Source organism: Halomonas gemina, from assembly GCF_023554995.1.
GTDB classification, from domain to species: domain Bacteria; phylum Pseudomonadota; class Gammaproteobacteria; order Pseudomonadales; family Halomonadaceae; genus Halomonas; species Halomonas gemina.
In genome coordinates, this window is the sequence record NZ_JAMJPK010000004.1 from 430,685 (window position 1) to 452,947 (window position 22,263).

A 22,263-nucleotide genomic window follows, 5' to 3' on the forward strand; every position below is an offset into this window, starting at 1 on the left:
CTCACCAAGGAGAGGCCACCCGTGAGTCAGCAATCCCTCGATACCGTCTTCCAGGAATGGCACGACAACCAGGCGATCGCCGAGCAGATGATCCCCATGGTCGGCAGCCTCTACCGCCACAACAACGTGGTGGTGACCATGTTCGGGCGTTCGCTGTTCAACCGCAGCGTGATCAGCATCCTCAAGGATCACCGTTACGTACGCAAGATCGAGGGAACCGAGCTCTCCGTGCAGGACACCTTCCCGCTGGTCAAGGCGATGACCGAGCTCAACCTGGGGCCGGCGCATGTCGACGTAGGCAAGCTCGGCGTGGCCTACAAGGCGCACGGCGGCGACCCGGTGGCCTTCCTGCGTGACGAACTGGCCGAGATCGTCGATGGCCGCGATGCAGCCGGTCACAACGGCCAGCCCAAGGACGTGGTGCTCTACGGCTTCGGGCGCATCGGCCGGATCCTGGCCCGCGTGCTGATCGAGAAGGCCGGTGGTGGCAACCTGCTGCGTCTGCGTGCCATCGTGGTGCGTGGCCGCGGCGATATCGCCAAGGACCTCGAGAAGCGCGCCAGCCTGCTGCGCCGCGATTCGGTGCACGGCCCCTTCAACGGCACCATCAGCGTGGATGCCGAGGCGCGCACCATCACCGCCAATGGCAACGTCATCCGGGTGATCTACGCCGACTCGCCGGCCGAGATCGACTACACCGACTACGGCATCAACAACGCCGTGGTGGTCGACAACACCGGCATCTGGCGCGACGAGGAGGGCCTTGGCCAGCATATCCAGTGCAAGGGGGTGGCCAAGGCGATCCTCACCGCGCCGGGCAAGGGCGACATCGCCAACATCGTCTACGGCATCAACCACCAGGACATCGGCGAGCAGGATCGCATCCTCTCCGCGGCCTCGTGCACTACCAATGCCATCGTGCCGGTGCTCAAGGTGCTCAACGACGAGTTCGGCGTCGAGCATGGCCACGTCGAGACCGTCCACTCCTACACCAACGACCAGAACCTGATCGACAACTACCACAAGGGTGACCGCCGCGGTCGCAGCGCCCCGCTCAACATGGTGCTGACCGAGACCGGCGCCGCCAAGGCGGTGGCCAAGGCCCTGCCGGAATTTGCCGGCAAGCTGACCGGTAACGCCATCCGCGTGCCCACGCCCAACGTCTCCATGGCGATCCTCAACCTGCGCCTGGAGAAGGAGACCGACGCCGAGGCGCTCAACGACTTCCTGCGCCGCATGTCCCTGGACTCGCCCTACCAGAAGCAGATCGACTATGTCGACTCGCCCGAGGTGGTCTCCACCGACTTCGTCGGCAACCGCCACGCCGGCATCGTCGACGCCAAGGCGACCATCGCCAACGGCAAGAACGCCGTGGTCTACGTCTGGTACGACAACGAGTTCGGCTACAGCTGCCAGGTGATCCGTATCCTGCAGCACGTCTCCAATGTGCACTTCCTCAAGCTCCCGCGCGCCAAGGGCTGATGCCCTTCGGGCAGCGCCAAGCGGCCAAGCGCCAAGCGCCGAGCGGCCAAGCCCCGAGCGGCCAAGCCCCGAGCCGCCAAGCTGATCCCTGACGGGCGGCAGGTGCTGAGGTAGAACGAGCCCCCACTGGATCAAGCATCCAATGGGGGCTTTGTGTTGATGCCAGGAGTGGCAGAGCCATCATGCAGCTTGGCAGCTTGGCAGCTTGGCAGCTTGGCAGCTTGGTGGTGCGACAATTTTTCTCTTGCCCCGTATCACGCCTTGCGACCATAGGGCAGGTGGTCATCCCTTACGCTTCTCTTTATAATACGGTGGATTTTTCGGGGTGGTTCGAGCGAGCCTCGGGCCTGACTGGTAACGTACTGAAAACAGAAGAATTCGAATCCATTCGAACCCCTTTCTTCAGCTATCCGATCCATCAACTGGGCGAGACTATGATCGAAGTCAAGAAAGGCCTGGATCTCCCCATCGCGGGGATGCCGGAAGCGCGTATCGAGGACGCGCGACCGGTGCGCCATGTGGCCGTCCTGGGTACCGACTATGTCGGCATGAAGCCGACCATGGAGGTCAGTGAGGGGGACAGGGTCAAGCTGGGCCAGCTGCTCTTCACCGACAAGAAGATCGATGGGGTACGCTTCACGGCGCCGGCGGCTGGCGAGGTCGTCGCCATCAACCGTGGCGAGAAGCGCAAGCTGCTCTCGGTGGTCATCAAGGTCGACGAGACCGAGGAGGCGGTCGAGTTCACCGCCCACGGGCGCGACAAGCTCGAGGGACTCGAGCGCCAGGCCGTCGTCGACCAACTGGTCGAGTCGGGGCTGTGGACCGCGCTGCGCACGCGGCCCTACTCGCGCACCCCGGCCGTCGATAGCTCGCCGACCGACATCTTCGTCACGGCCATCGACACCCACCCGCTGGCCGCGAACCCTGCCGAGATCGTCAACGCGCAGGCCGAGACCTTCGAGGATGGGCTCAAGGTGCTGGCCCGCCTTACCGAGGGCAAGGTCTATCTCTGCACGGCGCCGGATGCCCGCATCCCGGGGGCCGACGTCAAGGGCGTGCAGCACGAGACCTTCGCTGGCCCGCATCCTGCCGGCCTGGTAGGTACTCATATCCACCACCTCTCGCCCGTGGCCCTGCACAAGCGCGTCTGGCACATCGGCTACCAGGACGTCATCGCCTTCGGCAAGCTGTTCGCCCAGGGTAAGCTGGACGTCAGCCGCGTGATCGCCGTGGGCGGCCCGCGTGCCGAGAACCCGCGCCTGCTGCGTACCCGCATCGGCGCCAGCACCGATGAACTGCTGGCCGGCGAAGTTGTCGACCCGGAAGACACGCGCGTGATCTCCGGCTCGGTATTTGCCGGTGCCATCTGCGAGGGCAGCCTGCGCTACCTGGGCCGTTTCCATAACCAGGTCAGCCTGCTCGAAGAGGGCAACAAGCGCGTCTGGATGGGCTGGTTGTCCCCCGGCAAGAACCGCCACTCCGTGATGGGGATCTACCTGTCGAAGATCACCGGTCTGAACCATTATGCGCCGACCACCTCGACCAACGGGTCAGAGCGCGCCATGGTGCCGGTCGGCGCGTACGAGCAGGTAATGCCGCTGGATATCCTGCCCACTCAGCTGCTGCGCTCGCTGATCGTCGGCGACATCGAGACGGCAATGCAGCTCGGGTGTCTGGAGCTGGATGAAGAGGACCTGGCGCTGTGCACCTATGTGTGCCCCGGCAAGTACGAGTACGGTCCCATCCTGCGTGACAATCTCACCATGATTGAGAAAGAGGCCTGATGATGGCGATTCGACAGACACTCGACAATCTCGAGCCCCACTTCCATAAGGGGGGCAAGTACGAGAAGTTCTACCCGCTCTTCGAAGCGGTTGACACCATCTTCTACTCCCCCCCCGACGTGGCCAAGACCACCGCCCACGTGCGTGATGGCGTTGATCTCAAGCGCATCATGATCACCGTCTGGGCCTGTACCTTCCCGGCCATGTTCTTTGGCATGTGGAACGCCGGCTGGCAGGCCAACATGGCCATCGCCGAGGGCTTCAACTCCATGGGTACCTGGCGCGAGGCGATCATGATGACGCTCGCCGGCGGCCATGACCCGGGCAGCCTATGGGCCAACTTCGTGCTCGGCGCCACCTACTTCCTGCCGATCTACCTGGTGACCTTCGTGGTCGGCGGCTTCTGGGAAGTGCTGTTCGCCATCAAGCGCGGCCACGAGGTCAACGAGGGCTTCTTCGTCACCTCCGTGCTCTATGCCCTGATCCTGCCCGCTACCATCCCGCTGTGGCAGGTGGCACTGGGCATCACCTTCGGCGTGGTGATCGGCAAGGAGATCTTCGGTGGTACCGGCAAGAACTTCCTCAACCCGGCGCTGACCGGTCGTGCCTTCCTCTACTTCGCCTATCCGGCACAGATCTCCGGTGACGCGATCTGGGTGGCGGCCGACGGCTATACCGGGGCAACCGCGCTCTCCATCGCCTTCCAGGACGGCATGGCGGCCCTCTCCAGCCAGTTCAGCTGGTGGGATGCCTTCCTCGGCTTCGTGCCGGGCTCCGTGGGCGAGACCTCGACCCTGGCGATCCTGATCGGTGCGGTGGTACTGCTGTGGACCAAGATCGCCTCCTGGCGCATCGTGCTCGGTGTCTTCCTGGGCATGGTGGCGACCAGCGCGCTCTTCAACCTGATCGGCTCCGACAGCAACCCGATGTTCGCCATGCCCTGGTACTGGCACCTGGTGGTGGGCGGTTTCGCCTTCGGCATGGTGTTCATGGCGACCGACCCGGTCTCCGCCTCCATGACCAACCAGGGCCGCCTGATCTTCGGCGCGCTCATCGGCGTCATGACGGTCTTGATCCGCGTCGTCAACCCGGCGTTCCCTGAAGGCATCATGCTGGCGATCCTGTTCGCCAACCTGTTCGCCCCGCTGATCGACAACTTCTTTATACAGGCCAACATCAAGCGCCGCTTGCAGCGCACCGGTGTTCCGGCCGAGGAGACTGCCTGATGGCACAGAGCAACAACTCCATCAAGAAGATCCTGACGGTGGCGTTCGCACTTTGTATCGTGTGTTCGATCATCGTCTCCACCGCGGCGGTGGCCCTGCGTTCGAAGCAGCAGTTCAACCAGGAGCTCGACCGCAAGTCCAACATTCTCGAGGTGGCCCAGCTCTACGAGCCCGGCATGGACGTGAACGAGACCTTCGAGTCCATGATCACGCCGCGAGTGGTGAATCTGGATACCGGTGAATACAGCGAGCAGCATGACCCGGCGACCTACAATGCCTTCGAGGCGCGCCGCGATCCGGCCAGCGGGCGGACGCTGTCGGGGGAGAAGGATATCGCCGGTCTGACGCGTCAGGAGCTCTACAGCACCGTCTACCTGGTGGGCGACCCGGACGATCCCGAGCAGATCATCCTGCCGATTCGCGGCCAGGGCCTGTGGGGGCTGATGCGTGGCTTCCTCTCCGTGGAAGGCGACGGCAACACCATCATCGGCATCACCTACTACGAGCACAGCGAGACCCCCGGGCTGGGCGCCGAGGTCAACAACCCGCGCTGGCAGGCCCAGTGGGAAGGCAAGGAGATCTTCGACGAGCAGGGCGAGATCGCGCCCGCGATCAGCCTGGTCAAGGGCGGCGCCGACGAGAAGACCGAGGTCGATGCCCTCTCGGGTGCCACCCTGACCAGCAAGGGCGTGACCAACATGCTGCAGTTCTGGCTCAGCCCGGAAGGCTTCGGTGACTACCTGGCCAGGTTCCGTGCCGGGGTCGACCAGGATGAGGTCCAGGGCACCGACGTCGAACTCGAAAGTGAAGGAGCCTGATCATGTCTGATGTGAGCGCAAAGAGCGTCCTGACGACGCCAATCTTCAAGAACAACCCCATCGCCCTGCAGGTGCTGGGTATCTGCTCGGCGCTGGCGGTGACCACCAGCATGAGCGTCTCGCTGGTGATGACGCTGGCGGTGATCTTCGTGACGGCCTTCTCGAGCCTGTTCGTGTCGCTGATCCGTCACCATATCCCGTCGTCCATCCGCATCATCGTGCAGGTGACCATCATCGCCTCCCTCGTCATCGTGGTTGACCAGATCCTCAAGGCCTACGCCTACGAGATGTCCAAGCAGCTCTCGGTGTTCGTCGGGCTGATCATCACCAACTGTATCGTACTGGGTCGTGCCGAAGGCTTTGCCACCCAGAACCCCCCGGGGCTCTCCTTCCTGGATGGCATCGGTAACGGGATCGGGTACGGTTTCATCCTGATGGTCGTGGGCTTCTTCCGCGAGCTGCTCGGCGCCGGCAGCGTGTTCGGCTTCACCGTGCTGCAACCGGTGCAGGATGGTGGCTGGTACGTGCCCAACGGTCTGCTGCTGCTGCCGCCGTCGGCGTTCTTCATCATCGGCCTGATCATCTGGGTGCTGCGTGCTGTCAACCCGGAGCAGGTCGAGGAGAACGAGTTCAAGATGAAGGAAAACACCCAGCCGAAGGAGGCCGTGTAACATGGAACACTATCTGAGCCTTTTCGTTGCCTCGGTCTTCGTCGAGAACATGGCCCTGGCGTTCTTCCTGGGCATGTGTACCTTCCTGGCGCTCTCCAAGAAGATCTCCTCGGCCTTCGGCCTGGGCATTGCCGTGATCGTGGTGTTGACGATCACCGTGCCGGTCAACAACCTGGTCCTCAACCTCCTCTTGGCGGAAGGCGCCCTGACCTGGACGGGCATTCCCGGCGCCGAGAACATCGATCTCTCCTTCCTGGGGCTGCTCTCCTACATCGGCGTCATCGCCGCGGTGGTGCAGATCATCGAGATGTTCCTCGACAAGTATGTGCCCGTGCTCTACAACGCGCTGGGCGTGTTCCTGCCGCTGATCACCGTGAACTGCGCCATCCTGGGTGGCGTGCTGTTCATGGTCGAGCGTAACTACAACTTCGGCGAGTCCGTGGTCTATGGTTTCGGCGCTGGCACCGGCTGGGCGCTGGCCATCACCGCGCTGGCCGGCATTCGTGAGAAGCTCAAGTACAGCGACGTCCCCGACTCCCTCCAGGGGCTGGGCATCACCTTCATCACCGTGGGGCTGATGTCGCTGGGCTTCATGTCCTTCTCCGGCATCCAGCTCTGAGGCAGGTCGTGTTCTCCCGGCGGCCGGGCGTGCCGCTGGGGTCCAGGCAACGCAAGCAATAGGAAACCGACATGGTTGATTCAGTAGTCATCTTGCTCGGTGTGGTCATGTTCACTGTTATCGTCATCAGTCTGACGGTGGTGATCCTGGCTGCCCGCAGCAAGCTCGTCAGCAGCGGTGACGTACAGATCGAGGTCAACGAAGATCCCGATCACACCATCACCACCCAGGCCGGCGGCAAGCTGCTCAACACCCTGGCCGCCAACGGCATCTTCCTCTCCTCCGCCTGCGGCGGTGGTGGCTCCTGCGCCCAGTGCAAGTGCCGCGTGGAGGAGGGTGGCGGTGCCATCCTGCCCACCGAGGAGTCCCACTTCACTCTGCGCGAGAAGAAGGAAGGCTGGCGCCTCTCCTGCCAGGTGCCGGTCAAGCAGGACATGAAGATCGAGGTTCCGGAAGAGGTCTTCGGCGTCAAGCAGTGGGAATGCGAGGTCATCGAGAACCCCAACGTCGCCACCTTCATCAAGGAGCTCAACCTGAGGCTCCCCGAGGGCGAGGAAGTGGCCTTCCGTGCCGGCGGCTACGTGCAGCTGGTGGCACCGCCCTACGACATCTCCTTCAAGGACTTCGATATTGACGAGGAGTACCGGGGCGACTGGGAGAAGTTCGGCCTCTTCGACATCTCCCACAAGAATCCGGAGGAGGTCATCCGCGCCTACTCCATGGCGAACTATCCGGATGAGAAGGGCATCCTCAAGTTCAACATCCGTATCGCCACGCCGCCGCCCAACACCAACCACCCGCCGGGGCTGATGTCGACCTATGTCTTCAGCCTGAAGCCGGGGGACAAGGTCACCGTGATGGGGCCCTTCGGCGAGTTCTTTGCCAAGGACACCGATGCCGAGATGATCTTCATCGGCGGCGGTGCCGGCATGGCGCCGATGCGCAGCCACATCTTCGACCAGCTCAAGCGGCTCAAGACCGACCGCAAGATCTCGTTCTGGTACGGCGCGCGCTCCTGGCGCGAGACCTTCTACAACGAGGAATATGACCAGCTGGCCGAGGAGTTCCCCAACTTCGAGTGGCACCTGGCGCTCTCCGACCCGCAGCCGGAGGACAACTGGGATGGGCCGACCGGCTTCATCCATAACGTCCTCTACGACTATTACCTCAAGGACCATCCGGCCCCCGAGGACTGCGAGTACTACATGTGCGGGCCGCCCATGATGAACGCCTCGGCGATCAAGCTGTTGGTCGACCTGGGCGTGGAACCCGAGAACATTCTGCTGGACGACTTCGGCGGCTGATCTCGATCGCCGCAAGGCGACCCCGGGGCCGGCCGAGAGGCCGGTCCCCCTCGATTCTGCTGCCCGACATGCCGATAGCCAGGCTCAACGCCGCCTGTCGGCATCTCAGGCACCAGATCCTCCCGCACTGTGGACCTCGAGCGCTAGCGTGTTGTCACACAGGCAGGATGACCAACCTTTTCCGATCTCGAGGAGCGTTGCAATGACAATTTACCTGGTGGTATTCGCCTTCATGCTGCTGATCGTCGCCGCCATGGCCGTGGGCGTTATCATGGGACGCAAGCCCATCGCCGGCTCCTGTGGCGGCCTCAACCAGCTCGGCATGAAGGATGGCTGTGACATCTGCGGCGGCAAGGATGAGGTCTGCGAGGAGGAGAACCGCAAGCAGGCCAGCGCGCGTCGCCGCAGCGACGAAAGCCGCGGGGCGGACCTCGGCTACGACGCCACCCGCCGCTGAAGGCCGAGAAATGAACGACGAGGATCAAGGGCCGGCGGCTCTTGATCTTTTTTGTGGATTCGTGGATTCGGGGTCAGACCCTTAAGCGGCCTTTGGGATAGAATCCCAAAGGCCGCTTAAGGGTCTGACCCCAATGATGTTAGCTAGGAAAATAAGGTGGAGAAATGGCAGTCCACAACTACGACGTGGTAGTGATCGGCACCGGACCGGCGGGGGAGAGCGCGGCGATCAATGCCGCCAAGCACGGCAAGCGGGTCGCGGTGGTCGAGAAGCAGGCGCAGGTCGGGGGCAACTGCACCCACTGGGGTACCATCCCCTCCAAGGCGCTGCGTCATCAGGTCAAGCAGATCCTCTCGTTCAACACCAACCCGATGTTCCGCGACATCGGCGAGCCCCGCTGGTTCTCCTTCTCCCGCGTGATGGCACGCTCCCGCGTCACCATCGACCAGCAGGTGGCGATGCGCACCAACTTCTATGCCCGCAATCGTATCGACCTGTTCCGCGGCGTGGCCCGCTTCAAGGACGCGCACACACTGCTGGTGCGTGACGACCACGAAGGCATGGAAGAGCTGGTCGCCGACAAGGTCATCATCGCCACCGGGTCGCGCCCCTATCGCCCGGCCGACATCGATTTCCGCCATCCGCGCATCTACTGCTCCGACACCATCCTCAGCCTCAACCATACGCCGCGCACCCTGATCATCTTCGGCGCGGGGGTCATCGGCTGCGAATATGCCTCGATCTTCTCGGGGCTCGGCGTCAAGGTCGACCTGATCAACAACCGCGGCAGCCTGCTCTCCTTCCTCGATGACGAGATCAGTGATGCGCTCTCCTACCACCTGCGCAAGCATGGCGTGCTGATCCGCCACAACGAGGAGTACGAACGGGTCGAGGGAGACGACACCGGGGTCACCGTGCACCTCCAGTCCGGCAAGCGGCTGCGCGCCGACGCCTTCCTGTGGGCCAACGGCCGCACCGGCAATACCGACCAGCTGGGGCTGGAGAACATCGGCCTGGAGGCTAACGGCCGCGGCCAGCTCCAAGTCGATGACCATTACCGTACCGCGGTGCCGACAGTCTACGCGGTGGGCGACGTGATCGGCTGGCCCAGCCTTGCCAGCGCCGCCTACGACCAGGGCAAGAACGCCAGCGACGACATGCTCGAGGAGGACTTCCGCTTCGTCGACGACGTGCCCACCGGGATCTACACCATTCCCGAGATCAGCTCGGTGGGCAAGACCGAGCGCGAACTCACCGAGGCCAGGGTGCCCTACGAGGTCGCCCAGGCCTTCTTCAAGGATACCGCCCGGGCGCAGATCACCGGCGACACCGTGGGCATGCTCAAGATACTGTTCCACCAGGACAGCCTCGAGATCCTCGGCATCCACTGCTTCGGCGACCAGGCCTCCGAGATCGTCCACATCGGCCAGGCAGTGATGCAGCAGCCGGGAGAGGCCAACACCCTCAAGTACTTCATCAATACCACCTTCAACTACCCGACCATGGCCGAGGCCTACCGGGTTGCCGCACAGAACGGGATGAATCGGGTGTTCTGAAGCAGAATTCAGGATCCTCGTCACAATATGTGGAGTTGACCTGATCGAGCAAGCTGCCAACCGGCTTGCTGATCAGGTAGATCATGACGATGAAGTTGCCCCCCGCTTGGCGACCGCTTATGCATGATCGCTTTGGTGATCCAGGCCACAGCTGTGGCGTTACGCCCCCCCCCCCCCCCCAGCTTCTTAGCGTGGTGATCTTCACCGGGCTGCGCCGCCGCAATGAATGACGCTATTCGATTACATCCGGTCCAAGCGCTTGCTGTCGCCGTCGAAGGCGACGGTGCGTTTCGAGACGCGCCCCGGCCACCAGATCCAGCATGACTGGGGCGAGCTGAAGGTCGGGATCGATAGCCAGCCCACCAGTGCCAACATCGCCGACAATGTGCAGGGCTACTCGCGGCAGATGCATGCTGCGCCACGCCGACATCAACCGCCAGTTGAACCAGTGGCTGGCCGAATCGGCCCACCAACGCCGACATCGCACCCATGGCGAGATCGTTTACGAGCGCTTCCAGCGGGACAAGCAGCTGGTGTTCAGCTACTTGCCCTGACAGCGTTTCGATACCGCCTATCACGACCATCGACAGGTGGCATGGGACGGCTACGTCGAGGTGCGGGGCAGCCGCTACAGTGTGCCAGACGCCTTGTGCGGCCAGACCGTGCAAATCCGCGTCATCTTGCGCGACGATTTGCAGGTCATCGACGCCCAGGAGCAGATCGTGCGTAATAACCTGAAAATGTAAAACTATTGGATTTTCATAGAGATGAAGAAAACGCGCCGAAAGAAGCGCTGGTGTGTCGATGATCACACAGTGTGAATTGTTGATAAAAGTAATGCCAACCTGCACCAAAATTTTAATACTTATTTAAGTATATATCTAAACATCAGTGATGGTGATTTTGAGGAGGTAAAATAATCGCTCGTTATGTAACTTTATGTGAGCGATAGTTGTGTGGACGTTTCAAAATATAGCTTTTAATCTAGGTTTACCGACGCCCCTGTCGGTGCGCAAAGGCTAGAAAAAATTGCAAGACCAAAAGCGGTAAATGATGCAGGCAATGGAGAGCGCCGGAACAACTCCCCGGCGGTAGCGTGCTTGGAAACGTCAAAATTATTTTATGCAATGTATTGCATATAGTGCTCCAAGACTGAGAGATGATGGACGTGGGTCTTCATCGCCAGCAGTGGCTGCGCTTATGGGCACGGCAGGCTTGGACATTTACTGCATTAAATTGCCTGTATCCGGTAGTGTGAAAGCATTAAAAGTTTCATAAGCATATTTAAAATAATGGACAGACTGTTAAGCAATTTTGATTATTAAGTTTCTTTAAAAATAAGGCAGGGGTAGTGAAATGAGAAAAAGTATACTTGTTACTGGTGGGGCTGGCTTTCTAGGCTCGCATTTGTGCGAGCGACTTCTTAGCGAAGGTAATGAAGTTATATGTGTAGATAATTTCTATACTGGAAGTAAGAATAATATTGCACATCTAATGAATAACCCTTATTTTGAATTGATACGGCACGATGTTAACTTTCCACTTTATGTTGAGGCGGAACAAATATATAATCTTGCTTGTCCAGCGAGCCCAGTTCATTATCAGCTCGATCCTGTGCAAACAGTTAAAACGAGTGTGCACGGCGCTATTAATTTACTCGGACTGGCCAAGAGAACAAAGGCTAGAATTCTCCAGGCATCTACAAGCGAGGTATATGGTGATCCAGAGGTGCACCCTCAGCCTGAATCATATTGCGGGCTGGTAAACCCGATCGGAATAAGAAGTTGCTACGATGAAGGAAAGAGGTGCGCAGAGACATTGTTTTTTGATTATCATCGCCAGCATGGTGTTGATATAAGGGTGGCCCGTATATTCAATACATATGGACCCCGTATGCATCCAGATGATGGGCGCGTTGTAAGCAATTTTATCGTTCAGTCGCTACAGGGGTGTGACATTACCATTTATGGTGATGGTAGTCAGACACGTAGTTTTTGCTATGTAGACGATCTAGTAGATGGCCTGGTTAGACTAATGAATAGTGAAGACACTGTCGGTCCTATCAACCTCGGAAATTGTGGTGAATTTACAATGATTGAACTTGCCGAGGCTGTTATTCGGCTGACAGGAAGCAATAGCACACTAAGTATGTGTCCGTTACCGATGGATGATCCCAAGCAAAGACGGCCAGATATTACTTTGGCTAAAGAAATACTATCATGGGAACCAACTGTTTCTTTGGAAGAAGGGCTTATAAAAACAATTGAATACTTTGAAACACTTGTTAAAAGGAAAGAAAGAATTCCAGAAGAGATCAATTACCAAAAAAGTCTTAGAGCTAATGTTAGTAACAAGTGAACAATGAAGATCTGGGCGACTGAAGCGTTTGGATTGTCCAGATCATCGTCTCACTGATCATTGTCTGACCACTGCAAGTGGTTTGTTATACATGACAGCCGGATTCAAGCCACACTGAACCCGTCAACATGGATTTGGGAGCGTCCAACCAGCACCAGATTGCCGAGGGCAAACAGGATGAAGAGTTGCTCATGTTTTGGCCAGCCACTTTTAGCGAACCTTGTGGTAAGTGCCTGATCTGAAGTTCTCGTGTAAAGACGGTGTTTGGATTTCAGATACGGATTAACCCATGACAAGGCGCCGCTTCGTTTCCCCTCTCACTGAGGCTGAATAGCAGACGCCGCCCTCGGCATAATTACTTTGATGAATCGGGCTCCCCAATCATCACCGGTGCCCTATGCATGGAGTCCTGTCGGCAAGCCCTGTGAGGTAAACGCCTACTCACACAGCAAAAGACTGAACGTACCTTGAGCCGAGTCGCAATGCTGGTCTACCACACGGCCACCGAACCAGTGACCACCGAAACGGGCATCGAGGCGTTCGACCAGTTTGTGGTCCAGAAAACTCCGTTACCTTCGCCGTCGTTGTGCTCGATAATGCCTGCATGCATCGCTCGAAAGCCTTCAGTGAGAAGATAATGGAGTGGATGTCACGTCATGTGCATCTAGTCTATCTATCGGCGTACTCTCCAGAGCTGAATCTGATTAAAGTAATGTCACTGATCGAGCGATTAATTTTGAAGATCTATTGTGCAATCACCGGAATGTCATATTATGATCAATAGCCTCAGAGAATTCTATTCCCTCCTGACTAGAGAGCAGCGAAAGAAGTTTTTCTTTCTTCAGATTCTTATCGTATTGATGTCATTCGCTGAGTTAGTCGGAGTATTAGCTATTGGTCCTTTCATGGCGATTGTAGGTGACATGACTCGATTGCAGGGTGATGGCCTCGCTGCCGATCTTTATAAAGCTAGTGGCATGGATAATCCAACGGATTTTCTATTTTGGGTGGGAGTATGTGTTCTAGTTGTTCTTACAATTTCTGCATCTATATCTATGTACACGATATGGCGGCTTTCTATGTACGCGTCAAAAGTTGGTGCAGAACTAGGTAATCGTCTTTTTAGCTATTATATGCATCAGCCATGGATATTTCATGCAACAGGAAGTAGCAGCCAACTAACGAAGCAAATTGCACAAGAGTGCATACGCGTTACAAATTCAATAATTACACCATTGATGCAAATGAATGCAAAGGTGGTGATGGCTTTTTTTATGATGATTGCCGTATTTTTCTATAACCCCAAGGTTGCATTTGTTGGTCTGGCTACTTTCTTCATTTCATACATGTTGCTGTATCGAATAGTACGCAATAGATTAATGAAAAACGGAAAAAAAATATCCGATGCTCAGACATCAAGATTTAAAATTATGGCGGAGGGTTTTGGTGGAATAAAAGATACTCTTCTTCTCGGGCGTCAGCAAAAATTCACACAAAGTTTCATTAAGAGTAGCAATCAATTTGCTATTGCACAGGGTACTAATCAGGCACTCGGTTTAGTACCTCGCTATGCAATGGAGTTAGTGGCCTTTGGGAGTATAATATTTCTAGTCCTTTATCTTTTAGTTGCACACAAAGGGAATTTGGGGACTATATTACCAGTTCTGTCCGTTTACGCATTGGCAGGATTCAAATTATTGCCAGCATTTCAGCAAATTTATTCAAGTATATCTAAAATTAGAGGTAATCTGGCAGCATTTGAAGCCATTAGAGATGAGTTGAGAAATAGCGCAGAAGTGGATGAACAAAAAACAAGCTATAAAATCCTTGAAGATGAAGAAAATTTAAGTGTTAAGTCATCTATAGTGCTAAATAATATATCGTTCCGCTATCCTGGAAAAAGTGAACCTGCACTCGATGGTCTCAGTTTGGAGATCCCCGTTAATAAAGTGATAGGTTTGGTGGGTGCAACTGGATCTGGTAAATCAACTGCAATAGATCTCCTTCTGGGCCTAATAGAACCTGATAGTGGTGAGATACTAATCGATGGTGTGGCCTTGACTAAGGCAAAAAAAAGAGCTTGGCAAAATATGCTCGGGTTTGTTCCACAGTCGATTTTTCTTTCTGATTCAAGCATTCGTGAAAATATTGCTTTCGGCTTACCACCAAAAGAAATTGATGAGGAGCGCGTTAGTCGGGCAGCTAAAATGGCACATTTAAATGAACTTCTCATGGAACTACCGCATGGTTTAGATACTCGTGTTGGAGAGCGTGGTGTACAGCTATCAGGTGGACAACGTCAGCGTATCGGCATAGCACGTGCTCTTTACAATGATGCTGAAATACTCGTTCTTGATGAAGCAACTAGTGCCTTAGATGGTATTACAGAAAAGCTAGTAATGGATGCAATCCATGACTTTTTCGGTAAAAAAACTATTGTTATGATTGCCCACCGATTAGCAACAGTAAAACAATGCCACTGTATATACCTTATAAAAAATGGATGTGTAGTAGATAAAGGATGCTATGAAGAGCTGAGAAAGAGAAATGACATATTTCAACGTATGGTGCAACATGCGTGAAAACAAGTAGCGCATATAAATGGGTTTATCTGAAATGTCGAATCGGCTTACGTCGTCTACGCGCAGCAGTTCAGGTTACCTATTGTATGACGGTACTGGCATTACTCTGACAAAGGCCGGTGTCGCTGATCGAAGATATCATGACGCCGCCGCAATCCGTGGGCCGGCTCTGTCGTGATGGTAACAAGTGCAAAATGGAATCCTCTGGATCATGTGCTCAGGGGCCTATTGGCGAGACCTCTTGGAGCGTTACTGACCACGTCACTCTGAACTGACACCCCTCGCAAAGCCCTATGGTGTTCATGCATAGCCAATGGTGTTGTTTATGACATACTAGTACCAGGCATTATACGATATGACTCCATATTTTTATTGCCTTCGTTGCTTGAATCGACTTGTGCCTGGATGGCCCCGCGACAACACTCGGAAGCGCACGGCTAGGTATATATTTAAAACTATTATATTGGGAGGTGCCAATGTTAAGACATGGGAAAGTAATCATAAGCTGCACATCAACCCATGATCGTATGGAATATCTTTACTATTCCTTGCAGTCGATTTTGAGGCAGACATTTAAGCCGGATGTTATACATGTAAATTTATCGAAAACTCCTTACCTTAGAGATAGTGGTGTAGACTCCAAACCTGACTGGCTAGAAAGTGAACTAATTGAGGTTAACTTTGTAGAAAATCTAGGCTCTTATCGAAAGCTCATACCAACATATGGAATGGCTGGCCATGATGATTTAATAATTACAATAGACGATGATGTGATTTACCATAAAGAATGGCTAAGCATGATGGTCGGTGCAGCTGACCAACATCCTGACGCTATCGTATGCGCCAGGGCAAGGATCATTAAAAAAAATATATTTGGAAAATGGGTAAACTATAATAATTGGAAGCGCGTTCGTAATGCAACTACTTCGTTTTGGTTATTGCCAATAGGGTGTTCGGGTGTGGTTTATAGGAAGCATTTGCTATTCGAAGAGTTTTTTTATAATAGAAAATTCCTGGATATTGCCAGCGTGAATGATGACTTATGGTTTAGAATAGCTAGCATGTTAAACAACGTGCCCGTATATGTTAATCCGAGTTTTGATACTGAAAATATTAAATTCCCGCATAACAAAGGATTGGCAAATAATAATCTGTTCTCATATAAAGGGAAAATACTACCTCTGAAAATTTATAATAAATTGCTAAGCTTAATCCTTGGAAACCTCGGCTTCTCTTTAACAGGAAATGATAAAGCCTGGAAAGATATAAATTGTTTTATATCAGAATACGACACCTCAATATTTCATCATGATGATAAAAAAAATTCATCAATAACTCATGAAGAAAGTAATATTAAAAATAAAGCTGAAAATAATATGTAGCCTTAGCAGAAACTCCTAGATAATATTGCAAATAATATTCTGCCATAACGAAGCTTAATTGAAAGATTTGTTATGGCGATTCGAAACCTGTTAATCTCTTTTTTCGTTATTGGATATAATGCTAGTTTTTATATTATTATGCGATTTCTATTTAAAAACAAATATGCCATAATAATGAATTAACATCGGTTGACGATTGTTCGATATACAATAATGTGGAAATTTTCACAGATCTGAAAAGATATGATCAGCATCTAAAAATGATACGCTCAAAAAAATCAAGAATACATTCTTCACGTAAATCAGGAGTAACAGTGGCTAATGGTGAGTTAATAGGGCTTGTTGACAGTGATGACTGGGTTAAGCCAGCAATGTATATGTAAGTGGTTAAATCAATTTCCGATTGCGGATTGAATATAGTGATATGTGGTATTGAAAAAAAATGGAAAAGAAGAATCACTAATTGAGAAAGGTTTTGTTCAATCATGATAATGTAATTTTAGTTTTTTGTGATGTTTTTAAATATTTTTGCTATAAAAGATTTGGCACAGGGGGGTCTGGAATAAGATATATCGTTCAGGATTGATAAAAAAATGTGGACTTCTAGAATTAAGAAAAATGTAGATGCATCTGAGGATTATCCTGCTGGAGGGTTAGATCCGCAGCATACGCTCCAGACTAACCGGCGGTTGGCCAAGCTTGTCCGCCGCGTTGGGGAAGTAGGATGGCGACAGTGCGTCGATCAGTTGTTGCCATGGCACCAGGGCATCCATCTGGGTCAGGACCGCTCTCGGAGGATAACCTTCTTCTTGTTTCCTGGTGCTCAGCCTGGACGAACGAATTCAGCTTCATCGGATGGCTTCGTAATACGGTGGCAAGAAATTTTGGGGTAAAACAGCTTGGTATACAGAGAGCTTTCTAGAATTTCGTCTTTTTATTTATCATAATTTAGGCTTCCCATGAAGATAAAAAACTATTCGGTACGTAGTCTGGCGCGCCGTTTTTATAGTCTCATCGAAGATTGTTGTACGGTTGCTCCTCAAGACTCTGGAAGGGCAATTTGGCTAGAGCAAATCCCCACGGATAATATATTTGAGGCTAACCATTCTGAAAGGATAACCTATAGTAAGGCTGGCAGAATCTGGAAGGGACAAAAACCTATTGAAAACTCGGGTGTTTGTGTCGTAGAAGATGCCGCAGTGTGGATGTTGCGACCCAAAGACTCATTATTTCGTGATCAGATGCTTAGACAAGCTATAATTTTTAATCGGAATGGAAAACGTATATCCTGCCCTGGCGGCCGCCGGGTGCTACCATATATTTTTCGTGGTCAATGGCGCTCATGGTTGCTTGATAAAAATAAAAGGAATAACTTCCAAGGTCGTGTCGCCATTTTAGGAAACTTTGTTATGGATAGCTATAATTACTATCATTTTTGGGCAGATACGATTGCGGATATCTGGTTCATCAATCAAATATTGCCAGAAGATAAAAGGCCAGAACGATATCTAATACCTTTTGTGGACTTACCATGGCAAAGGCAAATCTTGGAGTTATGTGGAATCAATATGGATAAGGTAATTCCTTTTCATCAGCACGACCACATAGCTGTAGAATCCTTGATTGTACCAATTAGAGATAAAGGGGCCGGGACTTTGCCGCCATGGCTATCTAAAGCGATTCGGAGTAGTGTTGGCTGGAAGGAAACACGAATAGCTGGTAACCGTTTGATCTATCTGTCTCGGGCTAATGCTCCCCGTAGACGTCTTTCAAACGAACACATACTGCTTGAGCCGCTCTTAAAAGAGGGGTTCGTCGTTCATACACTCGACGGGCTAAGTGTCAGGGAACAACAACATTTATTCTCAGAAGCTGCGGTTATAGTTGCCCCTCATGGTGCGGCATTGACAAATGTAGTGTGGTGTCAGCCGGGAACCGTAGTGGTTGAACTACTCTCTGAAAATTATCTGGTGCCATGTTTCCGTGACTTGTCTTGGCAGACTGGTCTTGTCTATCATCCTATCGTATGTAAGCAAGTGTCAACACAGGAACAGGGTATAACTGGCGATATAGTTATTACGCCCGAACAGATCAAGTACGTCCTAGAGTTCGTTGTGCGCAGGGCACAATGTATATAAATTCTTCCAGTACCGCGGTTCTCAAGCGGGCTTCAAAAATGCATGGCTGCGTGAAGCAGACTCCATTGTTCTCCAGCAGGCTTGCATCAATCTTGAAAAGGCCTTCCAGAATTTCTTAAAAAACCAAACTCAGGCGCGTTATGCGCGCTTCAAAAGCAAACGCGGCAAGCAGTCGAGCTATGACTGTGTCGGTGTCAAGGCCGGTGAGGACTGGATAAAGGTGCCCAGGCCCGGGCCCATGAAGGCCCGCATTCATCGTCAGTTGGTCGGCGAACTGAAAAGCATCACACTCACCCGCACCGCGACCGGCAAGTATTACGCCACGTTGCTGGTGGAGACCGGGTAGGCGTCTCCGGCACCGCTGACCAAGAGGAGACAGCCGAGGCCGAGATCGAGACCTGTTTGGACTGGCCATCCATCGGTAATGACCGGACAGCTTAGCTCGGTATAAAGCGGGCATTTAATCGGGTTTGACAGCCACGAGATCGCCAACCCATGTTTCCTCCGCAAGGCATCCGCCAACCTGCGGCGCAAGCAGAAGGCACTCTCCCGCTGCCAGAAGGGCAGTCGCTGCCGTGCCAGGGCGCGGTTGGCCGTCGCCAAGGCATACGAGCGGCTGGCCAACGTCCGCAAGGACTTCCTGAACTAGCAGTCACGATGGCTCATTATTGGATGAATTGCCAGATTGACTAAGATTAAAAATTAATGGTGCCACGTTAAGCGCTTAAAGTTACCGCTGGCGATGGCTATGAAATCTTTCCAAATAATCGGCAAAATATAGCGTATTCAATCAGTTTGTTTCATTAAATAAATGATAATATATACTGCTGAAATATGTGCACGTTGTCCATTTTCAACACTAACCGTTTGAGAATGGTCACACGTTAGTGTATGGAGCCTAAAGAAATAAGGCATGTTCATTAAAAAATGAAAATAAAAACATAAAACAAGGTTGAGTATTATCTTGTACAGTGAGGTAGCATATGTTTTTAATTAGTCAGCGTGATGAAGGATTTTCTACAAGTTTTCCGGGAGATATTCCAGGAATAAAGGCGCACGAAATTTTATTTTTTGGGATCTTCGTTTACCTTTATTTGCTAAGTCCTTATTTTGTGATATCAGGCATTATGCTACATGGTGGGATAATTTCCATTGCTTTATTCTTTTTTGTAAAAACGAATTTAGTGATGCAAGCCATAAAAGTAAGATCATTTTATAATTTAATCTTTATTTTTTCCTTGTTTGCGCTTTATAGTCTTTTTGTTTCGGTATTCAGTTTGAGAGTTTTAAGCATTACCTTCCAGGTGTATATATTTCAGGTATGTATTTATATTTTCTTGGGCGTTTCTGTAGGGTTTTATATTCAAAGAAAGGGGTATGGTTTTGATGAAGCACTTATGTTGCTGTTAAAATTTACTTCATTTATTATTTTTATTAACTCGCTGGTCATTATAGCAGAATATTATTTCCCAGATTTTCGAAAACTAGTCGAGTCGTTTCTCTATACCTCAGAGGAATCTAATATAAACTATTTGACGAGAGAGTACCGTTTGCGAGGTATAGCCTCAGCAGGTGCAGCTAGCCTTTCATTATTTCATGGACTTACTTTGGTAATTTTGCAAGCGCTCTACATCAATAAAAAAATAGGTTTAATAAGTTTGTGTGTATCTTCAATAATAATTTTCATATCTTTGCTTTTGATAGGCAGGACGGGGATATTGATATCTTTTCTTGGTATTGCTATGTTTCATATGCTAAATCTAATGCTGGAACCTAGGAAAGCTTCCTCGCGCAGAGTTTTTCTCTATATATTATTAATAGCTTCATTTTTCACGTTACCCCTATTGTTTTCTCTGCTATTCCCTGGAAATGTAATTATGTACTCAATGAACATGTTTTACGATGGAGCGCAGGGGTTAGAAGAGGAGGGAACTATCAATGCATTAATTACCATGTTTAATATTTCTGATGATTGGGCAGAGTTGATATTTGGTATCGGATCTCATTCAGGTGGATTTTCAGCAGAGCTCAGAGCCGATCCGGGATATATGAAAATGTTGACCGCGTTAGGGTTACCACTTTCTTTGCTTTTTTATGGCTTTGTTATTTTCGTGACGATAAAAGTTCTGGTGATCACTAAGTTAAAAAGTTTGTGGATCGTGTTCATCATGTTAATGTTTATTTCTGAGTTTAAAGAACCATTTATAATAAAGGGGTACTCGGCAAGATTGCTCTGGCTAGTTGTTGGAATTGCGCTATGTTACACTTATTCTACTGGTATCCAGAAGAGTAAGTCTGCCATGATTCGTTATCGGTAATTCAATGAATATAAATATTAGTAATATTTCGTATTTAATTAAAATTATCTAGATAATGGCATCCTAACGAGACGAGCTGGTCAGCTTTCCGGGTGTAAACACAACTTTGTAAATCGCGACAAGATAGCCGTATTATCAGAAATACAGCAATAGATGTTAAACAGTTCTTCGTCAAATTATGTGGGTTTGCCTGATCAAGCAAGCGCCTCACGGGCTCTCATTCAGGTAAGTTCCTTGGCAGATATTTTCAGCATAGTGCTGGTAGGATTTTAGCCTAGGACAGCAGCATGGCAAGGCGCTTCATCTCTGCCCTGGCAGAAGCCGACCGACAGGAGTTGGCCTATGTCCATCAGTATGGTCAGAAACGTGCTTCGCGCCGTCGCGCTCATGCGATCCTCTTGAGCGATCAAGGCTATATCATCGCCCAGATCAGCGACATTTTGGAGGTTGGAAGAAACACCCTGTTGATCTGCTTCGAGAAGCGGTAAGCCTCCGGTCTCGAAGAGGTCTCGAAGAACTCGTCGATAAGCCCGTACTCTCCGGTTCTCATTCTGATTGTCGCCGATTTTTTTATCCAGCAGGTCGAAAGGCTACATTATGCAAAGTGTCTATCATCGATTGTAAAGGTTCCAGATAAAACATTTAATATGACTATTTTATAATGGGATAAAATGAGGATAGAAGTAAATCAATTCTTCACGACACTGCTGTTCTCCATAGATAATTATTGACCAATGAGGACCTTTCAGAACATCTGATTATTGAACAGTCGATGCGCTAGTTACGCAAGCCCGTATCTGTAGGGTCCATGACGAACAATTATGTGTATATGTGTAATATTTCTTGTTTTAAAACTGAGGAGTAGTAGCATGCTGAATAACACAGTTATTGTTCTTAGTGGATTTGCGAGAGGCGGCACTAATATTGCTTGGAATATTCTTCAGTCACATCCTGATATTGTTGCTCCTCCTTACGAAACGGGTGAAATTTCCAAAAATTCGTTAATGCTAAAGTTATTGAAACTCACTCGGAGTTATAATACATACACGCGATCTTCCAAAATTATTGATCAAATATTGTTTGATTACAAGATGAAGAGTCTGACTCATCCAGACAACAGGTACTGCTATTAAAATGTTCCATACAGTGCCGAACAAATGAAAGGAACTGCGCTCTGTATAAAGTCAGTCAATAGTGATATTTATCTAACAAGTCTTCTTTTGAAAGTATATCCTGATTTGTACTTTATCGGACTGACCAGGAACGGATATGCATTAGCAGATGGGTATATAAGAAGAGGGAAGCGTGTTAAACAATTAGGTTTTGTCCGAAAAGTCGGATGTGCTAATTTTTCCTATGTCGCAGCTGCATAGGTGACGTATGGCAGGACGCTACGAGATCTCCGATAACGGCTGGGCCCTCATTGAGGATATCGTGTCACCCCGCTTCATTCACGAGGGCCCTGATCGGACGGTCTGAAGCTGCTGCCCGGCGGCTTCTGTCATCAGGATCGGTATCTACGCCGTGAGAGTTCGCTGAGTAATACCTGGATACTGCTTTTCTGCCGC

General features: G+C 51.7%; 20 protein-coding genes and 2 pseudogenes. 21 read left to right on the forward strand and 1 reads right to left on the reverse strand.

From position 1 onward, the window contains the following. Positions 1 to 21 precede the first annotated feature (21 nt). The 16 genes and pseudogenes from M8009_RS11360 to M8009_RS19330 all read left to right on the forward strand — a co-directional run bounded on the left by M8009_RS11360 (position 22) and on the right by M8009_RS19330 (position 16,622). Positions 22 to 1,482, forward strand: coding sequence for a glyceraldehyde-3-phosphate dehydrogenase (locus M8009_RS11360; RefSeq protein WP_250061120.1), 1,461 nt, complete (start codon positions 22 to 24; stop codon positions 1,480 to 1,482). Positions 1,483 to 1,916: 434 nt separating this feature from the next. Next, a complete protein-coding gene (locus M8009_RS11365) occupies positions 1,917 to 3,266 on the forward strand; it encodes a Na(+)-translocating NADH-quinone reductase subunit A (protein ID WP_250061122.1) in 1,350 nt (449 codons plus the stop codon). Continuing rightward, on the forward strand, positions 3,266 to 4,492 hold the full coding sequence (locus M8009_RS11370; protein ID WP_250061124.1) for an NADH:ubiquinone reductase (Na(+)-transporting) subunit B: 1,227 nt from the start codon (positions 3,266 to 3,268) through the stop codon (positions 4,490 to 4,492). Before M8009_RS11365 ends, M8009_RS11370 begins: the two co-directional genes overlap by 1 nt. Beyond that, positions 4,492 to 5,310 (forward strand): Na(+)-translocating NADH-quinone reductase subunit C, encoded by an 819-nt coding sequence (locus tag M8009_RS11375; RefSeq protein WP_250061126.1) that lies wholly within the window; start codon positions 4,492 to 4,494, stop codon positions 5,308 to 5,310. Before M8009_RS11370 ends, M8009_RS11375 begins: the two co-directional genes overlap by 1 nt. 2 nt (positions 5,311 to 5,312) lie before the next feature. Then, positions 5,313 to 5,981: an NADH:ubiquinone reductase (Na(+)-transporting) subunit D gene (locus tag M8009_RS11380; RefSeq protein WP_250061128.1), complete on the forward strand. Its 669-nt coding sequence runs from the start codon at positions 5,313 to 5,315 to the stop codon at positions 5,979 to 5,981. 1 nt (position 5,982) lies between these two features. Continuing rightward, entirely contained in the window at positions 5,983 to 6,600 is a 618-nt protein-coding gene (gene nqrE / locus M8009_RS11385; RefSeq protein WP_250061130.1) for an NADH:ubiquinone reductase (Na(+)-transporting) subunit E, read from the forward strand. A gap of 71 nt (positions 6,601 to 6,671) precedes the next feature. After that, positions 6,672 to 7,904: an NADH:ubiquinone reductase (Na(+)-transporting) subunit F gene (gene nqrF, locus M8009_RS11390; protein WP_250061131.1), complete on the forward strand. Its 1,233-nt coding sequence runs from the start codon at positions 6,672 to 6,674 to the stop codon at positions 7,902 to 7,904. Between the two features lie 202 nt (positions 7,905 to 8,106). After that, a complete protein-coding gene (gene nqrM, locus M8009_RS11395) occupies positions 8,107 to 8,361 on the forward strand; it encodes a (Na+)-NQR maturation NqrM (protein WP_250061133.1) in 255 nt (84 codons plus the stop codon). Positions 8,362 to 8,525: 164 nt separating this feature from the next. Further along, a complete protein-coding gene (sthA, locus tag M8009_RS11400; protein WP_250061135.1) occupies positions 8,526 to 9,917 on the forward strand; it encodes a Si-specific NAD(P)(+) transhydrogenase in 1,392 nt (463 codons plus the stop codon). A 410-nt stretch (positions 9,918 to 10,327) separates the two neighbouring features. Then, positions 10,328 to 10,471 carry a hypothetical protein gene (locus M8009_RS11405; RefSeq protein ID WP_250061197.1) on the forward strand — a complete coding sequence of 48 codons (144 nt, stop codon included), beginning with the start codon at positions 10,328 to 10,330 and terminating at the stop codon, positions 10,469 to 10,471. 15 nt (positions 10,472 to 10,486) lie between these two features. Next, positions 10,487 to 10,663 (forward strand): annotated as a pseudogene (locus M8009_RS11410) (Mu transposase domain-containing protein); the annotation flags it as partial. Between the two features lie 610 nt (positions 10,664 to 11,273). Next, a complete protein-coding gene (locus tag M8009_RS11415) occupies positions 11,274 to 12,275 on the forward strand; it encodes a UDP-glucuronic acid decarboxylase family protein (RefSeq protein ID WP_250061137.1) in 1,002 nt (333 codons plus the stop codon). A gap of 356 nt (positions 12,276 to 12,631) precedes the next feature. Continuing rightward, a pseudogene (locus tag M8009_RS11420) lies at positions 12,632 to 12,990 on the forward strand (transposase); the annotation flags it as partial. Positions 12,991 to 13,048: 58 nt separating this feature from the next. After that, positions 13,049 to 14,857: an ABC transporter ATP-binding protein gene (locus M8009_RS11425; protein WP_250061139.1), complete on the forward strand. Its 1,809-nt coding sequence runs from the start codon at positions 13,049 to 13,051 to the stop codon at positions 14,855 to 14,857. Positions 14,858 to 15,333: 476 nt separating this feature from the next. Further along, entirely contained in the window at positions 15,334 to 16,239 is a 906-nt protein-coding gene (locus M8009_RS11430) for a glycosyltransferase (RefSeq protein WP_250061147.1), read from the forward strand. A 161-nt stretch (positions 16,240 to 16,400) separates the two neighbouring features. Continuing rightward, positions 16,401 to 16,622 (forward strand): glycosyltransferase, encoded by a 222-nt coding sequence (locus tag M8009_RS19330; protein ID WP_430886911.1) that lies wholly within the window; start codon positions 16,401 to 16,403, stop codon positions 16,620 to 16,622. 270 nt (positions 16,623 to 16,892) lie between these two features. On the opposite strand, the gene M8009_RS19435 is transcribed toward M8009_RS19330, so the two are convergent. Next, on the reverse strand, positions 16,893 to 17,081 hold the full coding sequence (locus M8009_RS19435) for a transposase (RefSeq protein ID WP_488592966.1): 189 nt from the start codon (positions 17,079 to 17,081) through the stop codon (positions 16,893 to 16,895). Positions 17,082 to 17,198: 117 nt separating this feature from the next. Between M8009_RS19435 and M8009_RS11440 the strand changes: the two genes are divergently transcribed. The 5 genes from M8009_RS11440 (at position 17,199) to M8009_RS11455 (ending at position 21,183) form a co-directional block, all read left to right on the forward strand. Beyond that, positions 17,199 to 18,377: a glycosyltransferase family 61 protein gene (locus M8009_RS11440; RefSeq protein WP_250061149.1), complete on the forward strand. Its 1,179-nt coding sequence runs from the start codon at positions 17,199 to 17,201 to the stop codon at positions 18,375 to 18,377. Further along, on the forward strand, positions 18,352 to 18,723 hold the full coding sequence (locus tag M8009_RS11445; RefSeq protein WP_250061151.1) for a hypothetical protein: 372 nt from the start codon (positions 18,352 to 18,354) through the stop codon (positions 18,721 to 18,723). Before M8009_RS11440 ends, M8009_RS11445 begins: the two co-directional genes overlap by 26 nt. A 138-nt stretch (positions 18,724 to 18,861) precedes the next feature. Then, the gene (locus M8009_RS19335; RefSeq protein ID WP_430886912.1) at positions 18,862 to 19,026 is read left to right on the forward strand and encodes a transposase; all 165 of its coding nucleotides are present in this window, start codon (positions 18,862 to 18,864) and stop codon (positions 19,024 to 19,026) included. A gap of 334 nt (positions 19,027 to 19,360) precedes the next feature. Further along, on the forward strand, positions 19,361 to 20,695 hold the full coding sequence (locus M8009_RS11450; protein ID WP_250061153.1) for a hypothetical protein: 1,335 nt from the start codon (positions 19,361 to 19,363) through the stop codon (positions 20,693 to 20,695). Positions 20,696 to 20,982: 287 nt separating this feature from the next. Next, entirely contained in the window at positions 20,983 to 21,183 is a 201-nt protein-coding gene (locus tag M8009_RS11455) for a helix-turn-helix domain-containing protein (RefSeq protein ID WP_250061155.1), read from the forward strand. The last annotated feature ends 1,080 nt before the right edge of the window (positions 21,184 to 22,263 follow it).